The organism is Isoptericola sp. NPDC056578 (assembly GCF_042793275.1).
GTDB lineage: Bacteria > Actinomycetota > Actinomycetes > Actinomycetales > Cellulomonadaceae > Isoptericola.
The window spans coordinates 26,091-46,329 of the sequence record NZ_JBHTVC010000001.1; the positions used below are offsets into that span (position 1 = coordinate 26,091).

Sequence of the window (20,239 nt, forward strand, 5' to 3'; positions counted from 1 at the left end):
GCCGACCGGTCAGTGCGCCGCCGGCGCACCCTCGCCCTCGGGCGAGGCGGGCACGCGGCGCAGCAGGAGCGACAGCCCCACCGCGACGAGCATGATCGCCGCGCCCCAGACGAACGCGTCGCCGACGCCCTCGGCGAGCGCGACCTGCGCCGTCGCGCCGTCCTCCATGAGGGCGACCGACCGCGTGGTCATGACCGCGACGAACATCGCGGTGCCGGCGGCCCCGGCGAGCTGCTGGACCGTGCCGATGGCGGCCGACCCGTGCGAGTACAGGGGCGGGGTGAGCGACGACAGCGCCGAGGTGAACAGCGGCGTGAACATGAACGCCAGGCCGAGGCTGAGCGTCACGTGCAGCGCCAGGATGTACCAGGGCGACGAGTCCGCGTGCACCTGCGTGAACAGGGCGAGCGCGATGGTCACGACGACCAGGCCGGGCGTGACCAGCGGGCGCGGGCCCACCCGGTCGTACAGGCGGCCGACCGTCGGTCCGAGCAGACCCATGAGCAGGCCGCCGGGGAGCACGACGAGGCCGGTGGCCAGCGGCTCGAGCCCCATCGCGTCCTGCAGGAACAGCGGCAGCAGGATGAGCGAGCCGAACATGGCGAGCATGCCGACCGCCATGATGGCGAGGCCGACCGAGAACCCGCGGAACCGGAACACGCTCAGGTCGAGCAGCGCGCGGTCGTCTCGGGCCAGGAGGAGCTGGCGCCACACGAACGCACCCAGCACCAGCAGCCCGACGACGATCGGGATCCAGGGCGCGAGGGGCGGGGCGTGCCGCGCGGCCTCGCCGATGCTGGACAGGCCGTACACGAGGCCGCCGAACGCGACCGCGGCGAGGAACAGCGACAGCGGGTCGAGGCGCGAGTGTGTACGGTCGGCCACGTCCCGGACGTACAGGAAGCCCATGACCAGGGCGAGCACGGCGATCGGGAGCACGATGCCGAAGACCCAGCGCCAGCTCAGCGCGTCGAGGATGATGCCCGAGATGGCCGGGCCGAGCGCCGGGGCGGCCGCCATGACGATGGAGATGTTGCCCATCACCTTGCCGCGGATCGCCGGGGGCACGACCGTCATGATCGTGGTCATGAGCAGCGGCATCATGATCGCGGTGCCCGACGCCTGCACGATGCGACCGCCCAGCAGCCAGCCGAAGCCGGGGGAGAGCGCCGCGAGGAGCGTGCCCGCGCTGAACAGCGACATCGCGAGGAGGTAGGCGCCGCGCGTGCCGAGGCGCTGCAGCAGGAACCCGGTCGCCGGGATGATCACCGACATCGTGAGCATGAACGCGGTGGTGAGCCACTGTCCGGTGCTCGCGGTGATGCCCAGGTCGGTCATGAGCGGGGCGAGGGCCACGCTCATCGTCGTCTCGTTGAGGATGACGACGAACGCGGAGCCCAGGAGCAGCGCGATGACGGTGAACTGCTGGCGCGTGAGGCGCTGGGGCACCGCCTCGTCGATGACGATGCCGCGCGACGGCGCGGTCGTGTCGGTGGCGCCGGGAGCGGTGGCGGGAGTCGTCAGGGTGGCCTCCGGGGTCTGCGCGTCGGGTGTGACGGTGGGGTCGGTCTGTCGGGGGGCTGGCACGCTGTGCTCCGCTCGCGTCGTGCCGGGGAACCCGGCGGAGGGCAGGTGAGAGCCGACGCCGGTGGGCGCGGCACGTCGTCGTGGTCGGTCGTGGTCCCGGGGGACGGTCACCCTCGGAGCGGTCGCCGGACGGGCGAGACCGTACTGTGTACGACCACGAACCATCCTGCGATATTCCCGCTTCCCGTGACGACCTGATTTCCGGTCGGAACTCGTCGGTCGCTCAGGGCGAGGTCTGGGTGGCCGACGTGCGGGCGGGCGTCAGGCGCGCGCGGCGGCGTCCTCGGCGCCCCCGGCCCGGCGGACGCGGGGCGGCACCGGTGCCGGGGTGCGGGCGCCGCGCGTCGCCATGAGCAGCGCGGCGAGGACGTACGCGACGGCGAGGCCGACGAAGACGCCGCGGGACCAGCCGGTGTCCGGCAGGGTGAAGGCGGCGAGGGCGGCGGCGCCGACGAACGCGGCGTTGTAGAGCACGTCGTAGAAGGCGAAGGCGCGGCCGCGGAACTCGTCCTCGGCGTCGCGCTGGACGATCGTGTCGACGGCGATCTTGGTGCCCTGCGCCGCGAGGCCGAGCAGCGCGGCGCCGGTGTACACGACCGCGCGCTCCGGCGTCGTGACGAGGAGCAGCTGGCTGGCGGCCGCGAGCAGCAGCATGACGGCGATCCAGCCCTGCGGTCCGGTGCGGCGCGAGAGCGTGGGCGTCAGCACCATCGCGACGGCGCCGCCCACGCCCGTGAGGCCGATGACGACGGCGAAGGTCGCCATCCCGGCGCTCTGGCTGCCGGGGTCCAGCAGGTTGCGCGAGATGAGGATCGACGCGATGAACACGACGCCGTAGAGGAAGCGGTGCACGGCCATGGCGAGCAGCGCCTGGCCGGGGGTGCGGCGCGCGACGAGGTAGCGGGCGCCGTCGGCGAGCCCACGGGCGACCTTGGCGATCTCGCCCCGCAGGTCGGCCTCCGCCGGCCGCTCGGGGCCGAGCTGGGTGCGCCGCAGGCGGGTGGCGAGCAGGGATGCGACGCCGAAGACGAGCGCCGCGCACACGAGGGCGGACGAGTCCTTGACCCGGCCGGGCTCGAACGCCAGGCCGAGGACGAAGCCGATGCCGCCGCCGACGAACGCCGCGCCCGCGCCGAGCGTGGGGGACAGCGAGTTGGCGGTGAGCAGCAGCGGGCCGTCGACGACGCGCGGCAGGCCCGCGGACAGCCCGGCGAGGAGGAAGCGGTTGACCGACAGGGCGGCCAGGCCGATCGCGTAGATGGCCCAGCCGACGCCGCCGGCCAGCATGACGCCCGCCATCGCGAGCGTGAGGACCACGCGCACCGCGTTGCCCCACACCAGCACCTGGCGGCGCTGCCACCGGTCGAGCAGCACGCCCGCGAAGGGGCCGACGATCGTGAACGGCGCGAGCATGACGGCGAACGCGCCGGCGATGGCCGCCGCCGTGCCCTGCGACTCGGGGGAGAAGAACAGCAGGGACGCCAGGCCCACCTGGAACATGCCGTCGCCGGCCTGCGAGACCAGCCGGACGGTGAAGAGCTTGCGGAAGCCCTCCAGCCGCAGCAGCGCGCGCAGCTCGTGCCAGGTCTCGCTCATCGCTCCCACGCCCACAGCCTAGGCGTTCGCCGTACCGCGCCTCCCGGGGGCGGTCCCCCCGATGGCCCGCGCGGCCGGCTCGTGAGTTCTGCAACCGGGCGACGGAAAGCTTTCGCCGTGACACCTCTTGTCGAGGCCTACTTACAAAGGTACCTTTCATAACTCCACGACGATGTGCTCCAGGTCACGTCGCGTCCGGACAGGAGGGCGTATGCCTCGCACGACCCCCACCCTCAGCCGTCGGGAGGTGCTCCGCGCGGGTGGCCTCGGCGCCGCCACGCTGGCGCTCGGCATCAGCGCACCGGAGGCGGCCGGGGCGGCGTCGCCGTCGGACGGCTCGTTCGGTCTGGGGGTCGCGAGCGGCTCGCCGCGCCCGGACTCGATGGTGCTGTGGACGCGCCTCACCCGCGACCCGCTGGCCCCCGACGGGCACGCAGGCATGCCGCTGCGGAGCTACGGCGTGCACTGGGAGGTCGCGACCGACCCGGACCTCGAGCACGTCGTGCGGCGCGGGCACGCGCTCGCGCAGCCGGAGCTGGCGCACTCGGTGCACCCCAAGGTCACCGGCCTGCGACCGGGGACCGAGTACTTCTACCGGTTCCGCTCGGGCACCACCGCGAGCACCGTGGGGCGCTTCCGCACGCTGCCGGCCGCTTCCGCCGTCCCGGACACGTTCACGGTGGGCGTCGTCTCGTGCCAGGCCTGGTACCACGGCCACTTCACGGCGCACCGGCACCTCGCGGCAGAGCCCGGGCTCGACCTGGTGGTCTTTGGGGGCGACTACGTCTACGAGTACGGGATCACGGCGGCGAACCTGTGGCGTCAGGGGGTGTCGGTCGCGCCGGAGCACGCCGCCGAGGTGCAGACCCTGGAGCAGTACCGGCTGCGGTACGCCCTCACCAAGAGCGACCCGCACCTCCAGGCGCTGCACGCGCGCGTCCCGGCCGTGGCGATCTGGGACGACCACGAGGTGCAGAACAACTACGTGGGCGGTCGCTCCGCCTACGGCCTGCCCGACGAGATCTTCGCGCACCGCGTGGCCGTGGCCTACCGGGCGTTCTACGAGCACCTGCCGGTGGACCTCGAGGCGCTGCCCGACGGCCCCGGCTCGGACATCACCACGGGCTTCGACGTGGGCCGCCTGGCGAGGTTCTCCCTGCTGGACACCCGGCAGCACCGCGACCCCGTCCCGGAGACCGCCGAGGAGCAGGCCGACCCCGCGCGCACCATGCTCGGCCGTGCGCAGGAACGATGGGTGGAGGAGCGCCTGGTCGACAGCCCGGCGGTCTGGAACGTCGTGGCGAGCGGCGTGGTGCTCATGCCGGTCACGGAGGACCGGACGGACCAGTGGGACGGCTACCCCGCGGCGCGGAAGCGGCTGCTCGACGCGATGGCCCGCAGCAGCGGCGTCGTCGTCCTCTCGGGGGACATCCACCACGCGGTCGCCGGCGAGCTGCGCGCGGACGTCGGCGACCCCGGGGCGGGGAACCTGGGCGTGGAGCTGGTCTGCACGTCCGTGGCCTCGGACGGCGACGGCGCTCCGACGGACGACTACGCCCCGGACTGGCTCCAGCACGACTACGTGCGGCTCTACGACGGCCGGCGCGGCTACCTGACGGTCACCCTGACCCCGCAGGCGATGACGTCGACCTTCGTCTGCGTGCCGTGGGTGGAGGCCGACGACACCGCCCCGCGCGAGGTCCTCGCCCGTTTCGTCACCCCCGCGGGCACGTCCCGCCTCGTCGAGGCCTGAAGGAGGCATCGTGCCCGTCCCGTCGTCCCAGCGGCCCAGGCAGGTCACCGGCCTGCGCGCCGAGCCCGCGATCGCCCGCACCGAGCTGAGCTGGCGCTCGCTCGGCTTCGAGCCGCTCATCGACCACTACCGGGTGCACGCGGTCCGGGGAGCCCGCGGCCACTTCGAGCCGGACGGGGCCAACCTCGTCGGCAAGACGGTGTACCCGCAGCTCACGCACCACGTCGACCCCCGCGGCGAGACCTGGACCTACCGCGTCGTCGCGGTGTCCGACGCCGGGCGGACCGCGCGCGCGAGCGACGTGCTCGTGGCCAGCTCGGTGGCGTCCGTCGTGGGGACCGGCCTGCCGGTCGCGACGATCGGCGACTTCGACGCCCGGACGCTGGAGCACCGCTTCGCGCCGTCGGGGTACGCGCAGATCCCGGCGGCCTACCCGGACGCCGTGATCGAGCTCGAGCAGGGCGTCGACGCCCCTGCGGACGCCTGGCCCTACCTGCTGCCGGGACCCGGCGACGCCTGGGCGGGCCGCAAGGCGTACACCGCGCGCTGGCGCCTCCCGCTGCCCGCCGCTCCCGCGGCCGACCACGACCTCGCGCTCTGGCTCGTCGACACGACCCGCCTGGGCGGCACGCTCCGGGTGGCCGTCAACGGCGCCGCGCTGGCCGACGTCGCCCTACCCCCGGGCGGGACGCGCGGCTCGCGCGAGGGGGACGCCACCGTGCCGGGAACGGCGCTGGTCCGCTCGTACCACGAGCTCCCGGTGCCCGCCGGGCTGCTGCGCGAGGGCGCGAACACGATCGAGCTCGTCCTCGCCGAGGGTGGCTGGGTGGCGTGGGACGCCCTCGGCCTGTTCGCCCGGCGATGACGGCTCGAGGAACACGGGGAGAGGGACGAGGAGACATGGTCCGCAGCGGTGGTGACCGGCACGTCACGGACGTGCGCCGACGCAACACGCTCAGCTGCATCGAGGTGCTGCGGGGCAGCCAGGCGACGACGCTGACCGCGCTCGCGAAGGACACCGGCCTGTCGCGACCCACCGTCGAGTCGATCGTCGCCGAGCTCGTCGAGCGCGGCCTGGCCCGCGAGGTGTCCGGGGTGGAGGAGGGCGCGGTGGGGCGGCCCGCACGCCGGTACGCCTTCGCGGCCGACGCGCGGTACGTGGTCGGCCTCGACCTGGGCGTGCACTCCGTGACCGGGATGCTGGCCGACCTGGCGGGCCAGGTCCGCGCCGTCGTGCGGCGCACCGTGGACGGCCCGGTCGACGGCGTGGAGCGGCTCGAGACGGCCCGCGCCGTGCAGCGCGAGCTCCTGGACGTGGTCGGGGCGCCGCGGTCGCGCGTCGCCGCCGTGGCGGCGGCGGTGCCCGGCATCGTGGACGGCGAGCGGGTCCGCCTCTCGCTGCCGATCCCCGACTGGACCGGCGTCAATCTCGCGGCCCGGCTCAAGACGGGCGGCGAGCACCCGGTGATCGTCGAGAACGACATCAACATGGCCGCCCTGGCCGAGCACGCGCTGGGGGCGGCCCGGCTCGCCGACGACGTCGTCCTGGTGCAGCTGGGCTACCGCGTGGGCGCCGCCCTCGTGCTCGGGGGCCAGGTCTACCGCGGGAACCGGTTCGCCGCGGGCGAGGTCGGGGACTTCGAGTGGATGGGCTGGGACGGCTGGCTCGAGGGCAGCCTGCTCCGGGAGATCGAGGAGGCGGGCGGCGCCGAGCAGGTCGCCCAGCGCGCCCAGGAGGGCGACGGCGCGGCGCTCGGCCTGCTCCAGCAGTACGCGCGCCGGGTCGCCCCCGGCGTCGCGACGCTCGCGATGGTCGCCGACCCGGAGTGCGTGGTGCTCGGCGGCGGTCTGTCCCGCGCGGGCGAGCTGCTCCGGGTGCCGCTGCAGGAGGAGGTCGACCGGCTCGTGCGGCCGCGCGCCGCGGCGTCGCTGGTGACGTCGGCGTTCGCGTCGGACGGCGCCGCCCTCGGCGCGCTCGTGCGGGCCCTGGAGGTCGGCTCCCGCGACGTCTTCGGCAGCAGCGACGTCGCGGCCCCGCCGCTGAGCGCGGCGGACCCGGCGGCGTCGCTCGCCGAGGCGCTCGCCGCCGCCACGCCGTCCTCGGCGACGGGCGCCGTGGGGAAGGACACGGACGACACGGACGACACGGACGACACGGAGGACCCGGGGGAGCCGCGGGCGGCGGAGGTCCGCGAGCCGCTGCGGGTCGCGGTGGTCGGGGTCGGCGCGCGCGCCGGGCTGGCACGGTGGGTGGGCCGCACGGGCGTCCCGGCCCGCGTCGTCGAGGCGGTCGACGTCGACCCCGGGGGCCGCGCCCGCGCGCACGAGCTGTTCGGCCCCGGCACGGCGTTCGCGGCCGACCACCGCGGGCTGGTCGCCCGGGCGGGCGCGGCGGACGGCGTCGACGCGGCCTTCGTCTGCACCCCCGACGACACGCACGCCGACATCGCCGAGGACCTGCTGCGGGCGGGCGTCGCCGTCTACCTCGAGAAGCCGCTGGCCACGACCACCCAGGACTGCGACCGGGTGCTCGCCGCGGCGGCAGAGACCGGCACGAAGCTCTACGTGGGCCACAACATGCGGCACATGGCGGTCGTGCGGACGATGCGGGACGTCGTCGCCCGCGGCGAGATCGGGGACGTGCAGGCCGTGTGGTGCCGGCACTTCGTCGGCAACGGCGGCGACTACTACTTCAAGGACTGGCACGCCGACCGGGCGCGCAGCACGGGGCTCCTGCTGCAGAAGGCCGTGCACGACATCGACGTCATCCACTGGCTGGCCGGCTCCACGACGCGGGACGTCGTCGGGATGGGCGACCTGCAGGTCTACGGGCGCGTGACGGATCGCGCGGACCGCACCGGGCAGCTCATGACCGACTGGTTCTCCTACGACAACTGGCCGCCGCTCGAGCAGACGGGCCTGCACCCGACGATCGACGTCGAGGACACGTCGATGATGCTCATGCGGCTCGACAACGGTGTGCTCGCGAGCTACGAGCAGTGCCACTTCACGCCCGACTACTGGCGCAACTACACGGTGATCGGCACCCGCGGCCGCCTCGAGAACGTCGGGGACGGCGACGGCGCCTCGGTCCGGGTGTGGAACCGCCGCACGTCGTGGTCCGAGCACGGCGACGTCGAGTACCCGGTGGACGCGGCAGGCCCGGGCCACCAGGACGCCGACCGGCTCACCGTGGACGAGTTCCTGCGGCACGTGGCCGAGGGAGCCCCGATCACCACCTCACCGGTGATGGCCCGCGACGCGGTCGCGACCGGCATCGCCGCCACCGTCTCGCTGCGCGCAGGGTCCGCGCCGCAGCGTGTCCGACCCGTGGCCCCCGAGGTCGCGGCCTACTTCGACGACGACGTCGACCCCGCGGCACCGACGCCGCGGACCTGAGAGACCCATCAACCCGAGGAGCACCCCGATGAAGCATCTCCTGCGCAGCGCGTCCCTCGCGGGCGTCGCGGCCGTGGCACTGACGCTCTCCGCGTGCGGGGGCGGCGGTGACGCCGCCGAGGACAGCGCCGAGGTCGCGCCGACCGACGCCCAGGCCGAGATCACGTACGCGATCTGGGACGAGAACCAGAAGCCCGCGATCGACCAGAACATCAAGGACTTCAACGAGACGTACCCGAACATCAAGGTCACCGTGGACCTGACCCCGTTCCAGCAGTACTTCACCAAGCTGCAGACGCAGGGGGAGTCGCGGACGCTGCCCGACGTGTTCTGGATGAACGGCCCGAACGTCCAGCTCTATGCCGCGAACGACCTGCTCCAGCCGGTCACGGGCCTCGTGGACGCCGGCGAGATCGACCCGTCGAAGTACCCCGACGCCCTCAACCAGCTCTACTCGTTCGAGGACACGCAGTACGGCGTCCCCAAGGACTTCGACACCGTCGCCCTCTGGTACAACAAGGCGCTCTTCGAGAAGGCCGGCGTCGACCTCCCCACCGACGACTGGACGTGGGACGAGTTCCAGGACGCGGCCGGCAAGATCTCCGACGAGCTCTCCGACCAGGGCGTCTACGGGGTGGTCTCCGAGATCAACGGCATCGGACAGAGCAGCTACTACAACACGATCCTGCAGGCCGGCGGAGAGATCATCTCGGACGACGGCACGACGTCCGGGTACGACAGCCCCGAGGCCGCCGAGGGGCTCCAGCTGTGGGCCGACCTCATCGCCGACGGGGCCGCGCCGACCCTCCAGCAGATGTCCGACACCAAGCCGAACGTGTGGTTCGGCTCGGGCAAGGCGGCGATGTTCTGGTCCGGCAACTGGTCGGTCGCGGAGATGAAGGACTCGCCGAACAAGGACGACTTCGGCATCGTCCGGCTCCCCGCCGGACCCGAGCGGCGCGCTACCGTCATCCACGGCGTCGGGAACGTCGTCGCCGCGGACAGCGAGAACAAGGCGGCCGCCAACGCCTTCCTGGCCTACCTCGGCTCCGAGGAGGCGCAGCGCACGCAGGCGGAGATGGGCGTGGCGAACCCGGCCTACTCCGGGACGCAGCAGGCGTTCGTCGACTCGGTCCCGAGCTTCGGCATCGACGTCTTCATCGACTCGGCCGAGGACATGGCCTTCCCGTACCCGATCTCGCAGAACACGGCGGCGTGGAACACGCTCGAGACCGAGCTGCTGCCGCAGGCCCTCTCCGGGGAGCGCCCCGTCGAGGAGGTCGCCCAGGAGCTGGCCGACGCCATGAACGAGGAGCTCGCGAAGGAATGACCTCCGTCGACCGATCCCCCCGGGCGGGCGTCGTCGCGCCCGCCCGGGGCTCCGCCCCGCGCACCGTGGCCGGGGGCACCGCGCCCCGGGGGCCCCGGCACGGGTACGACGGCTGGTGGCCCGTCCTCTTCGTGCTGCCCACGATGTTCGGCGTCGTCCTGTTCTACCTGTGGCCGATCGTCCAGACGGGCTACTTCAGCCTCACCGAGTGGGGCGCCTTCGGCGGCCAGACGTGGGTGGGCCTCGAGAACTACCAGCGGCTCGCCCGCGACCCCGACCTGGGGACCGCCGTCGTCAACACGCTGGTCTACACGGCGATCGTGCTGCTCGGCATCCCGATCGCGATGTTCGTCGCGAGCCTGCTGCACCGGCCCGGGATGCGGTTCACGGCGTTCTACCGGGTGCTGTACTTCATGCCCTACGTCGCGATGCCGACGGCCGTGGCGATGGTGTGGCGCCTGATCTTCAACGGCGACTTCGGGATCCTCAACCAGGCGCTCGCCGTGGTCGGCATCGACGGCCCGTCGTGGACCTCGACGCCGGGCTTCGCGCTCGTCGCGGTGTCCGTCGTCGGCCTGTGGACGTCGCTCGGCTTCGCGATCATCATCCTGTCCGCCGGGCTGCGGACCATCCCCCCGGAGCTCTACGAGGCGGCGTCGCTCGACGGCGCGTCGGCCTGGCGGCAGTTCCGCTCCGTCACCGTCCCGCTGCTGACCCCCAGCGTCTTCTTCGTCACCGTCATCACGGTCATCAACGGCTTCCAGCTGTTCGACCTGCTGTACGCCCTCATGGGCCAGGCCAACCCGGCGATGCAGCAGACGCAGTCCCTCGTCTACCTCTTCTACAACGAGGCCTTCCTGCGCAACGACAAGGGCTTCGCCGCCGCCATCGCGATGGTGATCCTGCTGATCGTCGGCGCCGTCACGCTGCTCCAGTTCCGCATGCAGAGGAGGTGGGTCACCTATGCCTGACGCGACCCTCACGACGACCGCTCCCGCGCTCGCCGGGCGACCGCCGGCGCCCCGCCGCCGCACGTCGCGCCACGGGTCCAACGCCTGGGCGCACGTGGTGCTCGCCGTCGGCGGCGTGGTGATGGTGTTCCCGTTCGTGTGGCAGCTGCTCACGTCGCTGTCCACGAACGCCCAGGTGATGAGCGTGCCCCCGGTGTTCTGGCCGGGGGAGCTGCAGTGGGGCAACTACGCCGAGGTGTTCTCCAAGCTCCCGTTCCTCCAGGAGTTCTGGGTCTCGGTCTCGATCACCGTGGCGCGCACGGCGGGCCAGCTCGTGCTGTGCTCGATGGCCGGCTACGCGTTCGCGCGCATGCGGTTCCCGCTGCGGGGCGTGCTGCTCGCGCTGGTGCTGTCCATCCTCATGGTGCCGTCGCAGGTGTACCTCATCCCGCAGTACCAGATCATCAACGGGCTCGGCTGGCTGAACACCGTGGCCGGCATCGCCGCCCCGGGCATCTTCAGCGCGTTCGGCACCTTCCTCATGATGCAGTTCTTCAGGGGCGTGCCCGACTCGCTCGAGGAGGCCGCGCGGCTCGACGGCGCCAACCCGTTCCAGGTCTTCTGGCGGGTCATGCTGCCGCTCGCCGGTCCCAGCCTCGGCGCCCTGACGATCATCACCGTCCTGTGGTCCTGGAACGACCTCCTGTGGCCGCTCGTCGTCTCGACCCGCGCCGAGAGCATGCCGCTCGCGGCCGGCATCGCGACGTTCGCGGGGCGCACCACCACCGACTACACGGTGATGATGGCGGCCAGCGCGCTCGCCATGGCGCCCATCCTCCTGCTCTTCGTCGTCATGCAGCGCCGTGTGATCGACGGTCTCGCCCATTCCGGACTCAAGTAGGGAGCACGATGACTGCTGCAGAGCCTTCCCCCGCCCTCACGGTCGGCCTCGTCGGCGCGGGCGGCATCGCCCGGGCCCACGCGCCGGCGTGGCGCGCGCTCGGCGCGGACCTCGTCGTCCACTCGACGGACGGCGCCGCCGAGCTCGCGGCCGCGCACGGCGGACGGGTCGTCGCCGGGCTCGACGAGCTGCTCGACGTCGCGGACGTCGTCGACGTCGTGACCCCGACGCCCACCCACCTCGAGGTGGCGACGGCCGCCCTCGCGGCCGGCCGCCACGTCCTGTGCGAGAAGCCGCTGGGCCGCACGTCGCGCGACGCCGTCGCGATGCTCGAGGCGGCCCGCGCCGCGGACCGGCAGCTCTACCCGGGGCACGTCGTGCGGTTCTTCCCGGAGTACGCCCTGATGCGCCGGGCCGTGCGGTCCGGGGAGATCGGGGCGCCGGCCGTCCTGCGGTTCGCGCGCGGCGGGATGTTCCCCGCCTGGTCCCCGTGGTTCGCGGACGACGCCCAGTCGGGCGGCGTGGTGCTGGACCTCATGATCCACGACCTCGACCTCGCCCGGTGGGTCGCCGGCGAGGTCACGAGCGTGCACGCCACCCGACGGTCCCTCGAGGAGGGCGGGGCCCCGCACACGCTCGCGCACGCCGTGCTCACCCACGCCGGCGGCGCGATCAGTCACGTGCGAGGGCTGTGGGGGGCGCCGCACACCACCTTCCGGACGTCGTTCCACGTCGCCGGGGCCGCCGGGACGCTGCGGTTCGACTCGGCCGAGGCCGCGGGGGTGCGGTCGGACCTCCCGCCGGTCCCGGCCGGCGGACAGGACAGGCCGGCCCCCGCCGCCGGCGAGAGCCCGTACCTCACGGAGATCCGGGAGGTCGCCCGGGCGTTCGCGGCGTCCCCGACGTCGTTGGCGCCCGACGACCCGCACCACCCGCGGGTGAGCGCCGTCGACGGCGTGATCGCCGTCGAGATCGCCGAGGCCGCGCTCGCCTCCATCGCGTCCGGGGAGCCCGTCGCCCTGGACACGGCCGCCCGGGCCCGCGCCCTGGCCGACCTCGAGACCACCGGGAGCCGAGCATGACGCCCACCCCGGCCCCGCTGCGGGTCGCGATCCTGTCGTTCGCGCACGTGCACGCCGCGTCGTACGTCGCGCTGCTGCGTGGCCGGCCCGACGTCGAGCTCCTCACCGCCGACCCTGACGCCGCCACGGCCCCCGCCGGCGAGCTGCGCGGGGCCGCGTTCGCCGCGGAGCACGGCGCCGCCTACGTGGACACCTATGCGGAGGCGCTCGCCTGGCGGCCCGACGCCGTCATCGTGTGCAGCGAGAACTCCCGGCACCGGGACGTCGTGCTCGCCGCCGCGGCGGCCGGCGCGCACGTGCTGTGCGAGAAGCCGCTCGCGACCCGGGTCGAGGACGCGGAGGAGATGGTGGCGGCGTGCGCCGCCGCCGGGGTGCGCCTCATGACGGCCTACCCCGTGCGGTTCAGCCCCGAGTTCGGCACGCTGCGCGGACTGGTGGCGTCGGGCGCGCTCGGCACGGTGCTCGGCGGGACGGGGACGAACAACGGCAAGGTGCCCGCGGGCCGTGCCTGGTTCACCGACCCCGAGCTGGCGGGGGGCGGGGCGCTCGCGGACCACGTGGTCCACCTGGCCGACCTGCTCGACGCGCTGCTCGGGGAGGAGCCGGTCGCGGTGCGCGCCGTGAGCAACCGGGTCCTGCACGGGGACGACCCGCAGGTGCGCGCCGAGACCGGCGCGCTGGTGAGCCTCACCTACGCGGGCGGCGCGGAGATCGTCGTCGACTGCTCGTGGTCCGTGCCCGACGGCGCACCCACGTGGGGCGGCCTCACGCTTCAGGTGGTCGGCACCGGCGGCACGGTCGAGATCGACCCGTTCGCGGCGCACGTCGGCGGGCTCGTGGCGCAGGGGACGCGGCAGGCGTGGCTCGGGTTCGGCGAGAACCTGGACGCGCTGATGCTCGAGCACTTCCTGGGGTGCGTCCGTACGGGGGAGACGCCGGGACCGGACGGGCAGGTCGGGCTGCGCACGCTGCGCGTCGTCGCCGCGGCGCAGCGTTCGGCCGCCGAGGGCGGTGCGGTGGTGCGGCCGGGGGCATGACGCGACGAGGCCGGGGCACGTCCGTGCCCCGGCCTTCGTCCTCACGCGGTGGTCGTCAGCGCTCGACCTCGCCGCGGATGAACGCCTCGAGCTGGGCGCGGCCCGCGGTGTCCTCCATCTGCACGGGCGGGGACTTCATGAAGTACGTCGACGCCGAGAGGATCGGGCCGCCGATGCCGCGGTCGAGCGCGATCTTGGCGGCGCGCACCGCGTCGATGATGATGCCGGCCGAGTTGGGGGAGTCCCACACCTCGAGCTTGTACTCCAGGTTCAGGGGCACCTCGCCGAACGCGCGGCCCTCGAGGCGCACGTACGCCCACTTGCGGTCGTCGAGCCAGGCGACGTAGTCCGACGGGCCGATGTGGACGTTGCGGTCCTCCTTCTTGCCGCCGAGCGGGCCCTCGAGGTTCGAGGTCACCGCCTGCGTCTTGGAGACCTTCTTCGACTCGAGGCGGTCGCGCTGCAGCATGTTCTTGAAGTCCATGTTGCCGCCGACGTTGAGCTGGTACGTGCGGTCGAGCACGACGCCGCGGTCCTCGAACAGCTTGGCGAGCACGCGGTGCGTGATCGTGGCGCCGACCTGCGACTTGATGTCGTCGCCGACGATCGGCACGCCGGCGTCCTCGAACTTCTTCGCCCACTCGGGGTCGGACGCGATGAAGACGGGCAGCGCGTTGACGAAGGCGACCTTCGCGTCGATCGCGGCCTGCGCGTAGAACTTGTCCGCCGCCTCGGAGCCGACGGGCAGGTAGGAGACGAGGACGTCGACCTTCGCGTCCTTCAGCGCCTGCACGACGTCGACCGGCTCGGCGTCCGACTCGTCGATCGTGGCGGAGTAGTAGTCGCCGAGGCCGTCGAGGGTGTGGCCGCGCTGGACGGTGACGCCGGTGGGCGGCACGTCGGCGAACTTGATCGTGTTGTTCTCGGACGCGTGGATCGCCTCGGCGAGGTCGAAGCCGACCTTCTTCGCGTCGACGTCGAACGCCGCGACGAACTCCAGGTCACTCACGTGGTAGTCGCCGAGCTGCACGTGCATGAGGCCGGGGACGGTGTCGGTCGGGGCGGCGTCGCGGTAGTAGTGCACGCCCTGGATCAGGGACGATGCACAGTTTCCGACACCGACGATGGCAACGCGGACGGAGGTCATCCTCGCTCCTTGTTTCTCTGGGCCGGGGCGTCCTGCACCCCGGCGCTGTGGTCGCGGGCGCGGCCGAGAGCACGGTCGCGTTCCGTGGTGATGAGTCCGTCGAGCCAACGCACCTCGCGCTCGACCTGTTCGAGCCCGTGGCGCTGCAGCTCGAGGGTGTACTCGTCGAGCCGCTCGCGGGTGCGTGCGGCAGACTCTCGGACCGCCTCCAGCCGCTCGGTGAGCCGGGTGCGCCGGCCCTCGAGGATACGGATGCGGGTCTCGGCGTCCGTCTGCGCGAAGAACGCGAAGCGGACGTCGAAGTTCTCGTCCTCCCAGGCGGCCGGGCCGGACGACGCGAGGACGGTCTGGAGGTGCTCCTTCCCGTCCGCCGTCAGCCGGTACACGATCCGCCCGCGCCGGCCCGACAGCGGCGCCTTGCCCGAGGGCTTGGCGCCGGCCTGGCGGGTGCCCGACGCCCGACCCGCGGGGGCCGGGGCCTCGCGCTCCGTGGTCTCGATGAGGCCGCGGGCGACGAGGGACTTGAGGGCCGGGTAGAGGGTGCCGTAGGAGAACGCGCGGAACGAGCCGAGCAGCAGGTTGAGCCGCTTGCGCAGCTCGTACCCGTGCAGCGGGGCGGAGTTGAGCAGGCCGAGGATGGCCGTCTCGAGCACCACAGACCTGCTGCGCACGAGGGTTCCCCTTCCCGTCCTGTCCCGATGTCGCTGCCGACCCGTCGTCACGACGTATCGAGTCGATACATCGCGAGAATAGGACTCGCCGACATGGTCGTGCAACGGGAAGCACCCGCCACGGGCGTCCGGGCAGTTGTGAAGGTTCCGCGGAGCGCAGGCCAGAGGGCTGCGGACGCCTGGGGTCGAACCGTCGCCCTGGGCGCCCGAGGCTCCCGTCGGCCCTACCGCATCGCCTAGTGTTCCCTGTGGTCCGCAGGCCGGCGCACTGTACGAGCACGACGCCGGTCCCGCACGACGAAAGGCTTGACGTGGCGAGGAGACGTCGCTTCTGGAACTACCCGCGCCCGCGCAAGGGCCCGGTGCAGCGCTGGCTGCCGTCCTGGCGCATCGTCGTCGGCACCCTGCTCACCGGGACGGCGCTGGGCGCCGGTCTGTTCGTGGCCGCGTGGAGCACGACGACGATCCCCAAGAACCTCGACGAGGTGAACAACCAGGCCACGACCGTCTACTGGTCGAGCGGCAAGCCGATCGGCCAGTTCGCCGAGCAGAAGCGGGAGCTCGTCAAGCTCGACGACCTGCCGGCGTACGTCGGGAACGCGGTCGTCGCGTCCGAGGACGACACGTTCTGGACCAACAACGGCATCGACGTCAAGGGCATCGCGCGCGCGGCGTACAACAACGTCACGGGCGGTGGCCGGCAGGGCGCGTCCACGCTGACGCAGCAGTACGTCGAGCGGTACTACCTCAACACCGAGGACTCGTACGCGGGCAAGGCCCGCGAGGCGATCATCGCGCTCAAGGTGGCGCAGAGCCAGCCCAAGCAGCAGGTGCTCGAGAGCTACCTCAACACCATCTACTGGGGCCGGAACACCTACGGCATCCAGGCCGCGTCGCAGGAGTTCTTCGGCAAGGACGCCAAGGACCTCACGCCGTCCGAGGCCGCGATGCTGTCGGGGATCATCCCGTCGCCCAACAACTGGGACCCGTCGGTCAACCCGGAGCGGGCCCAGGAGCGCTGGGAGCGCAGCATCAACCGGATGTACCAGCAGGGGTACATCACCAAGGACGAGCGGGCGAAGGCGGAGTTCCCGAAGTTCAAGAAGAAGAAGGAAGCCACCAACACCTGGGGCGGCCAGAAGGGCTACCTCATGGCCCAGGTGCGCAAGGAGCTCGTCAGGTCGGACAGCAACCCTGACGGCCCGCTCGAGTCCGAGCAGGAGCTGGAGACGCGCGGCCTCAAGATCACCACGACGATCGACCAGAAGCTGCAGAAGGCGGCCGTCGAGGTCGAGAAGACGCTGCACGAGGACGGCCAGTACGGCAAGGCGAACAAGAACGTGCGCATGTCGCTGGTGTCGATGGACCCGAAGACCGGCGCGGTGAAGGCGCTCTACGGCGGGCCCGACTACGTGAAGCAGTCGCTCAACACCGCCACGCAGGACGTCGTCCAGGCCGGCTCGACGTTCAAGCCGTTCACCCTCATGGCGGGGCTCGAGAACGACGTCACGCTCGAGGACCGGTTCGACGGTCAGTCGGGGAAGGTCTTCCCCGCGGCGAACAACGGCGAGGACTGGACGGTCCCCAACTTCGGTGGCGCCAACTACGGCGGCAGCATCGACCTCACCACGGCGACCGCGCACTCGGTCAACACCGCGTACGTGCAGCTCAACGACGAGATCGGGCCGGAGAAGACGCGTGAGGTGGCCGAGCGCGCAGGGATCCGCAAGGACGAGAACTACCCGCTGACGGCGGGGCTGTCGAACGTGCTCGGCGTCGACTCCGTGCGACCGATCGACCTCGCGCGGGCCTACTCGACCATCGCGTCGGGCGGCTACCGCACGACGCCGCACATCGTGTCGAAGGTCGAGACGCTCGACGGCACGGTGCTCTACGAGGCCCCGCAGGAGCAGGAGAAGGAGTTCGACGCGGACGTCACCACGGCGGCCACCTACGCGATGACGAAGGTCGTCGAGGACCCGACCGGCTCCGGCCGGGTCGCGCAGGAGCTGGGCCGCCCCGTGGCGGGCAAGACCGGTACCTCGAACGACAACAAGTCGGCGTGGTTCGCGGGCTTCGTGCCGCAGCTCACGACCGTCGTCGGCCTGCGCCAGTACAAGACGCTCGACCTCGAGGCGGGCAAGATCGCCGGGCAGGACGACATCGACGGCTTCGGCGAGTGGCCGGAGATCACCGGCGGTACCTGGCCGGTGCGCGCGTGGACCGACTTCATGCAGGTCGCGACCGAGGGCATGGACGAGGAGAGCTTCCCCGAGTACGTGCCGGCGCAGCCGACCTTCTCGCCCTCGCCCACCCCGTCCGAGACGGAGGAGGAGACGGTCACCGTGCCGGACGTCACCGGCTGGGACATCGCGAAGGCCACCAGGGAGCTGGAGAAGCTGCAGCTCGTGGTGAGCACGAGGGCGCAGAACGGCGACGAGCGCAAGGGCACGGTGCTGCAGGTGTCCGGAGCGGGCCAGGAGGTACCCGTGGGCACGACCGTCACCCTCGTGGTCTCCACCGGCCAGCCGGACAAGCCCGAGCAGGTCGTGGTGCCGAACGTCGTCGGGCAGCCGCGGACCACGGCCGAGCAGATGATCTACGGCGACGCCCTCCAGCCGGCGGTGCGGGAGGAGTTCAGCGACCAGCCGGTCGGCATCGTGATCGACACCGACCCCGGCCAGGGCAGCAGCGTCGATCAGGGCTCGACCGTGACGCTGATCGTCTCGAAGGGTCCGGAGCCGGGCAACGGCGACAACGGGAACGGCAACGGCAACGGGAACGGCAACTCACCGTCGCCCGACCCGGAGGAGAGCGAGAGTCCGGGCGTCGACTGGCCGCTGGACGGCGCCGAGGAATGACGATTTCCGGGACACCCGCCCCGGCGGGTATCCTGGTCGACTGGCTGTGCCCACCACCCCGGACCGTTCCGGGATGGCGCGCGGCCGACGCACGCAAGAACCCTCCTGTCACGGAACGACCGTGACCGCTGAGACCAGAGGAGGTGGGTTGAACACATGCGTCAGTACGAGCTGATGGTGATCCTGGACCCGGAGGTCGAGGAGCGCACGGTGGCCCCGTCGCTGGACAAGTACCTGTCGGTCATCTCGACCGAGGGTGGTTCCGTCGACAAGGTCGACATCTGGGGCCGTCGCCGCATGGCGTACGAGATCTCCAAGCGTTCCGAGGGCATCTACGCCGTCGTCGACTTCACCTCGACGCCGGCCACCGCGAAGGAGCTGGACCGCCAGCTCGGCCTGAACGAGGCCGTGCTGCGGACCAAGATCCTGCGCACCGACGCCCGCTGAGACCTGAACCGAAACTCTGCCCCCGTCGCGGGCGGCGTCCCGGCCCAGCCTGTGGACGTCGACATCGTGGATGTCACAGCCCCGTGATGGGATCCCCTCACGACTCTCGGACGAACGAAGGAGCATGGCATGGCTGGTGAGACCGTCATCACGGTCGTCGGAAACCTGGTCGCGGACCCGGAGCTGCGCTTCACCCCGTCAGGGGCTGCCGTCGCCAACTTCCGCATCGCGTCCACGCCGCGCACGTTCGACCGCCAGACCAACGAGTGGAAGGACGGCGAAGCGCTGTTCCTGTCCTGCTCGGTCTGGCGCGAGGCCGCGGAGAACGTCGCCGAGTCGCTGACGAAGGGCATGCGCGTCGTCGTGCAGGGCCGTCTGACTCAGCGCTCGTACGAGACCCGCGAGGGGGAGAAGCGCACCGTCATGGAGCTGCAGGTCGACGAGGTCGGCCCGTCGCTGAGGTACGCCTCGGCGAAGGTCACCCGCGCCCAGCGTTCCGGTGGCGGTGGCGGCTTCGGCGGCGGCGGCGGCAACCAGGGGGGCGGCTACGGCGGCCCCCAGGGTGGCGGCCAGCCCGGCGGAGGCTTCGGTTCTTCCGGCGGCGGTCAGAGCAACGACCCGTGGGCCACGGCCGGTCCCGCCTCCTCCGGTGGCGGGTTCTCGGACGAGCCCCCGTTCTGATCGGCGCCAGTCCCCAGATCACCCGTCCTCCGACGCCGGCCCCGGCCGGCGCCTCGTGAGGACAGCACCTGTGAAGGAGCAACACCATGGCGAAGCCTGTGGTGCGCAAGCCCAAGAAGAAGGCCAACCCGCTCAAGACGGCCAAGATCGAGTCCGTCGACTACAAGGACACCGCGCTGCTGCGCAAGTTCATCTCCGACCGCGGCAAGATCCGCGCGCGTCGCGTGACCGGCGTCTCCGTCCAGGAGCAGCGCCAGATCGCCCGTGCGGTGAAGAACGCCCGTGAGATGGCGCTGCTGCCGTACTCGTCCTCGGCCCGCTGACCGGAAGGATCACTGAATCATGTCGAAGCTGATCCTGACCCACGAGGTCACCGGTCTCGGTGAGCCTGGCGACGTCGTCGAGGTGAAGGACGGGTACGCCCGGAACTTCCTCATCCCGCGTCGTCTGGCCACCCCCTGGACCAAGGGCGCCGAGTCCCAGGTCTCCGCGATCCGCAAGGCCCGCAAGGCCCGCGAGATCGCCACGCTGGACGAGGCCAAGGCGGTGGCCGACTCGCTCGCCGCCAAGACGGTCGTCGTCACGGCGCACGCCGGTGAGTCCGGCCGCCTGTTCGGTGCCGTCACCACCGGTGACATCGCCGACGCGGTCGTGGCCGCCGAGGGCCCGCAGGTCGACAAGCGCAAGATCGAGATCGGCCAGCCGATCAAGACGACCGGTGAGTACACCGTGTCGGTGCGCCTGCACCCCGAGGTCTCCGCGAAGATCGCCGTCAAGGTCGTCGCCGGCTGAACGCC

General features: G+C 72.2%; 17 protein-coding genes. 13 read left to right on the forward strand and 4 right to left on the reverse strand.

What is annotated here, in order from left to right; genetic code table 11:
* Positions 1-9: 9 nt before the first annotated feature.
* Positions 10-1,587 carry an MDR family MFS transporter gene (locus ACFQ80_RS00110; RefSeq protein ID WP_430562095.1) on the reverse strand — a complete coding sequence of 526 codons (1,578 nt, stop codon included), beginning with the start codon at positions 1,585-1,587 and terminating at the stop codon, positions 10-12.
* A gap of 261 nt (positions 1,588-1,848) precedes the next feature.
* Positions 1,849-3,183, reverse strand: a complete 1,335-nt coding sequence (locus tag ACFQ80_RS00115; RefSeq protein ID WP_430562212.1) for an MFS transporter — start codon at positions 3,181-3,183, stop codon at positions 1,849-1,851.
* Between the two features lie 211 nt (positions 3,184-3,394).
* Here ACFQ80_RS00115 and ACFQ80_RS00120 point away from each other — a divergent pair, with 211 nt between their 5' ends.
* Genes ACFQ80_RS00120 through ACFQ80_RS00155 form a run of 8 tightly spaced genes read left to right on the forward strand, consistent with a single transcriptional unit; the run spans position 3,395 to position 13,635 of the window.
* Positions 3,395-4,936 (forward strand): alkaline phosphatase D family protein, encoded by a 1,542-nt coding sequence (locus tag ACFQ80_RS00120; RefSeq protein ID WP_430562096.1) that lies wholly within the window; start codon positions 3,395-3,397, stop codon positions 4,934-4,936.
* 10 nt (positions 4,937-4,946) lie between these two features.
* On the forward strand, positions 4,947-5,801 hold the full coding sequence (locus ACFQ80_RS00125) for a hypothetical protein (RefSeq protein ID WP_430562097.1): 855 nt from the start codon (positions 4,947-4,949) through the stop codon (positions 5,799-5,801).
* Positions 5,802-5,836: 35 nt separating this feature from the next.
* Positions 5,837-8,335 (forward strand): ROK family protein, encoded by a 2,499-nt coding sequence (locus ACFQ80_RS00130; RefSeq protein ID WP_430562098.1) that lies wholly within the window; start codon positions 5,837-5,839, stop codon positions 8,333-8,335.
* Between the two features lie 28 nt (positions 8,336-8,363).
* On the forward strand, positions 8,364-9,665 hold the full coding sequence (locus tag ACFQ80_RS00135; protein WP_430562099.1) for an ABC transporter substrate-binding protein: 1,302 nt from the start codon (positions 8,364-8,366) through the stop codon (positions 9,663-9,665).
* Positions 9,662-10,636, forward strand: a complete 975-nt coding sequence (locus ACFQ80_RS00140; RefSeq protein WP_430562100.1) for a carbohydrate ABC transporter permease — start codon at positions 9,662-9,664, stop codon at positions 10,634-10,636. Before ACFQ80_RS00135 ends, ACFQ80_RS00140 begins: the two co-directional genes overlap by 4 nt.
* Positions 10,629-11,516, forward strand: a complete 888-nt coding sequence (locus ACFQ80_RS00145; protein WP_430562101.1) for a carbohydrate ABC transporter permease — start codon at positions 10,629-10,631, stop codon at positions 11,514-11,516. Before ACFQ80_RS00140 ends, ACFQ80_RS00145 begins: the two co-directional genes overlap by 8 nt.
* Positions 11,517-11,524: 8 nt before the next feature.
* Positions 11,525-12,598, forward strand: a complete 1,074-nt coding sequence (locus ACFQ80_RS00150; protein ID WP_430562102.1) for a Gfo/Idh/MocA family protein — start codon at positions 11,525-11,527, stop codon at positions 12,596-12,598.
* A complete protein-coding gene (locus ACFQ80_RS00155) occupies positions 12,595-13,635 on the forward strand; it encodes a Gfo/Idh/MocA family protein (protein ID WP_430562103.1) in 1,041 nt (346 codons plus the stop codon). The genes ACFQ80_RS00150 and ACFQ80_RS00155 overlap by 4 nt, the downstream gene beginning before the upstream one ends.
* A gap of 55 nt (positions 13,636-13,690) precedes the next feature.
* Here ACFQ80_RS00155 and ACFQ80_RS00160 read toward each other — a convergent pair whose 3' ends face one another.
* Positions 13,691-14,782, reverse strand: coding sequence for an inositol-3-phosphate synthase (locus tag ACFQ80_RS00160; RefSeq protein ID WP_430549395.1), 1,092 nt, complete (start codon positions 14,780-14,782; stop codon positions 13,691-13,693).
* Positions 14,779-15,453, reverse strand: a complete 675-nt coding sequence (locus ACFQ80_RS00165) for a helix-turn-helix transcriptional regulator (protein ID WP_430549394.1) — start codon at positions 15,451-15,453, stop codon at positions 14,779-14,781. The genes ACFQ80_RS00160 and ACFQ80_RS00165 overlap by 4 nt, the downstream gene beginning before the upstream one ends.
* A 311-nt stretch (positions 15,454-15,764) precedes the next feature.
* On the opposite strand from ACFQ80_RS00165, the gene ACFQ80_RS00170 reads away from it, so the two are divergent.
* The 5 genes from ACFQ80_RS00170 to rplI all read left to right on the forward strand — a co-directional run bounded on the left by ACFQ80_RS00170 (position 15,765) and on the right by rplI (position 20,234).
* Positions 15,765-18,314 carry a transglycosylase domain-containing protein gene (locus ACFQ80_RS00170; RefSeq protein WP_430562104.1) on the forward strand — a complete coding sequence of 850 codons (2,550 nt, stop codon included), beginning with the start codon at positions 15,765-15,767 and terminating at the stop codon, positions 18,312-18,314.
* A 156-nt stretch (positions 18,315-18,470) separates the two neighbouring features.
* Positions 18,471-18,761, forward strand: a complete 291-nt coding sequence (gene rpsF / locus ACFQ80_RS00175; protein WP_430549392.1) for a 30S ribosomal protein S6 — start codon at positions 18,471-18,473, stop codon at positions 18,759-18,761.
* A gap of 129 nt (positions 18,762-18,890) precedes the next feature.
* Positions 18,891-19,442, forward strand: coding sequence for a single-stranded DNA-binding protein (locus ACFQ80_RS00180; RefSeq protein ID WP_430549391.1), 552 nt, complete (start codon positions 18,891-18,893; stop codon positions 19,440-19,442).
* Between the two features lie 86 nt (positions 19,443-19,528).
* Positions 19,529-19,765, forward strand: a complete 237-nt coding sequence (gene rpsR, locus ACFQ80_RS00185; RefSeq protein WP_100422261.1) for a 30S ribosomal protein S18 — start codon at positions 19,529-19,531, stop codon at positions 19,763-19,765.
* 19 nt (positions 19,766-19,784) lie between these two features.
* Positions 19,785-20,234, forward strand: coding sequence for a 50S ribosomal protein L9 (rplI, locus tag ACFQ80_RS00190; RefSeq protein WP_429731013.1), 450 nt, complete (start codon positions 19,785-19,787; stop codon positions 20,232-20,234).
* Positions 20,235-20,239 lie beyond the last annotated feature (5 nt).

Excerpts from the sequence above, each read along its gene's own strand:
- ACFQ80_RS00135 (WP_430562099.1), top strand. The coding sequence starts at position 8,364 with ATGAAGCATCTCCTGCGCAGCGCGTCCCTCGCGGGCGTCGCGGCCGTG.
- ACFQ80_RS00150 (WP_430562102.1), top strand. The coding sequence starts at position 11,525 with ATGACTGCTGCAGAGCCTTCCCCCGCCCTCACGGTCGGCCTCGTCGGC.
- ACFQ80_RS00140 (WP_430562100.1), top strand. The coding sequence starts at position 9,662 with ATGACCTCCGTCGACCGATCCCCCCGGGCGGGCGTCGTCGCGCCCGCC.
- rpsR (WP_100422261.1), top strand. The coding sequence starts at position 19,529 with ATGGCGAAGCCTGTGGTGCGCAAGCCCAAGAAGAAGGCCAACCCGCTC.
- ACFQ80_RS00115 (WP_430562212.1), bottom strand. The coding sequence starts at position 3,183 with ATGAGCGAGACCTGGCACGAGCTGCGCGCGCTGCTGCGGCTGGAGGGC.
- rplI (WP_429731013.1), top strand. The coding sequence starts at position 19,785 with ATGTCGAAGCTGATCCTGACCCACGAGGTCACCGGTCTCGGTGAGCCT.
- ACFQ80_RS00120 (WP_430562096.1), top strand. The coding sequence starts at position 3,395 with ATGCCTCGCACGACCCCCACCCTCAGCCGTCGGGAGGTGCTCCGCGCG.
- ACFQ80_RS00180 (WP_430549391.1), top strand. The coding sequence starts at position 18,891 with ATGGCTGGTGAGACCGTCATCACGGTCGTCGGAAACCTGGTCGCGGAC.
- ACFQ80_RS00145 (WP_430562101.1), top strand. The coding sequence starts at position 10,629 with ATGCCTGACGCGACCCTCACGACGACCGCTCCCGCGCTCGCCGGGCGA.
- ACFQ80_RS00130 (WP_430562098.1), top strand. The coding sequence starts at position 5,837 with ATGGTCCGCAGCGGTGGTGACCGGCACGTCACGGACGTGCGCCGACGC.
- rpsF (WP_430549392.1), top strand. The coding sequence starts at position 18,471 with ATGCGTCAGTACGAGCTGATGGTGATCCTGGACCCGGAGGTCGAGGAG.
- ACFQ80_RS00160 (WP_430549395.1), bottom strand. The coding sequence starts at position 14,782 with ATGACCTCCGTCCGCGTTGCCATCGTCGGTGTCGGAAACTGTGCATCG.
- ACFQ80_RS00155 (WP_430562103.1), top strand. The coding sequence starts at position 12,595 with ATGACGCCCACCCCGGCCCCGCTGCGGGTCGCGATCCTGTCGTTCGCG.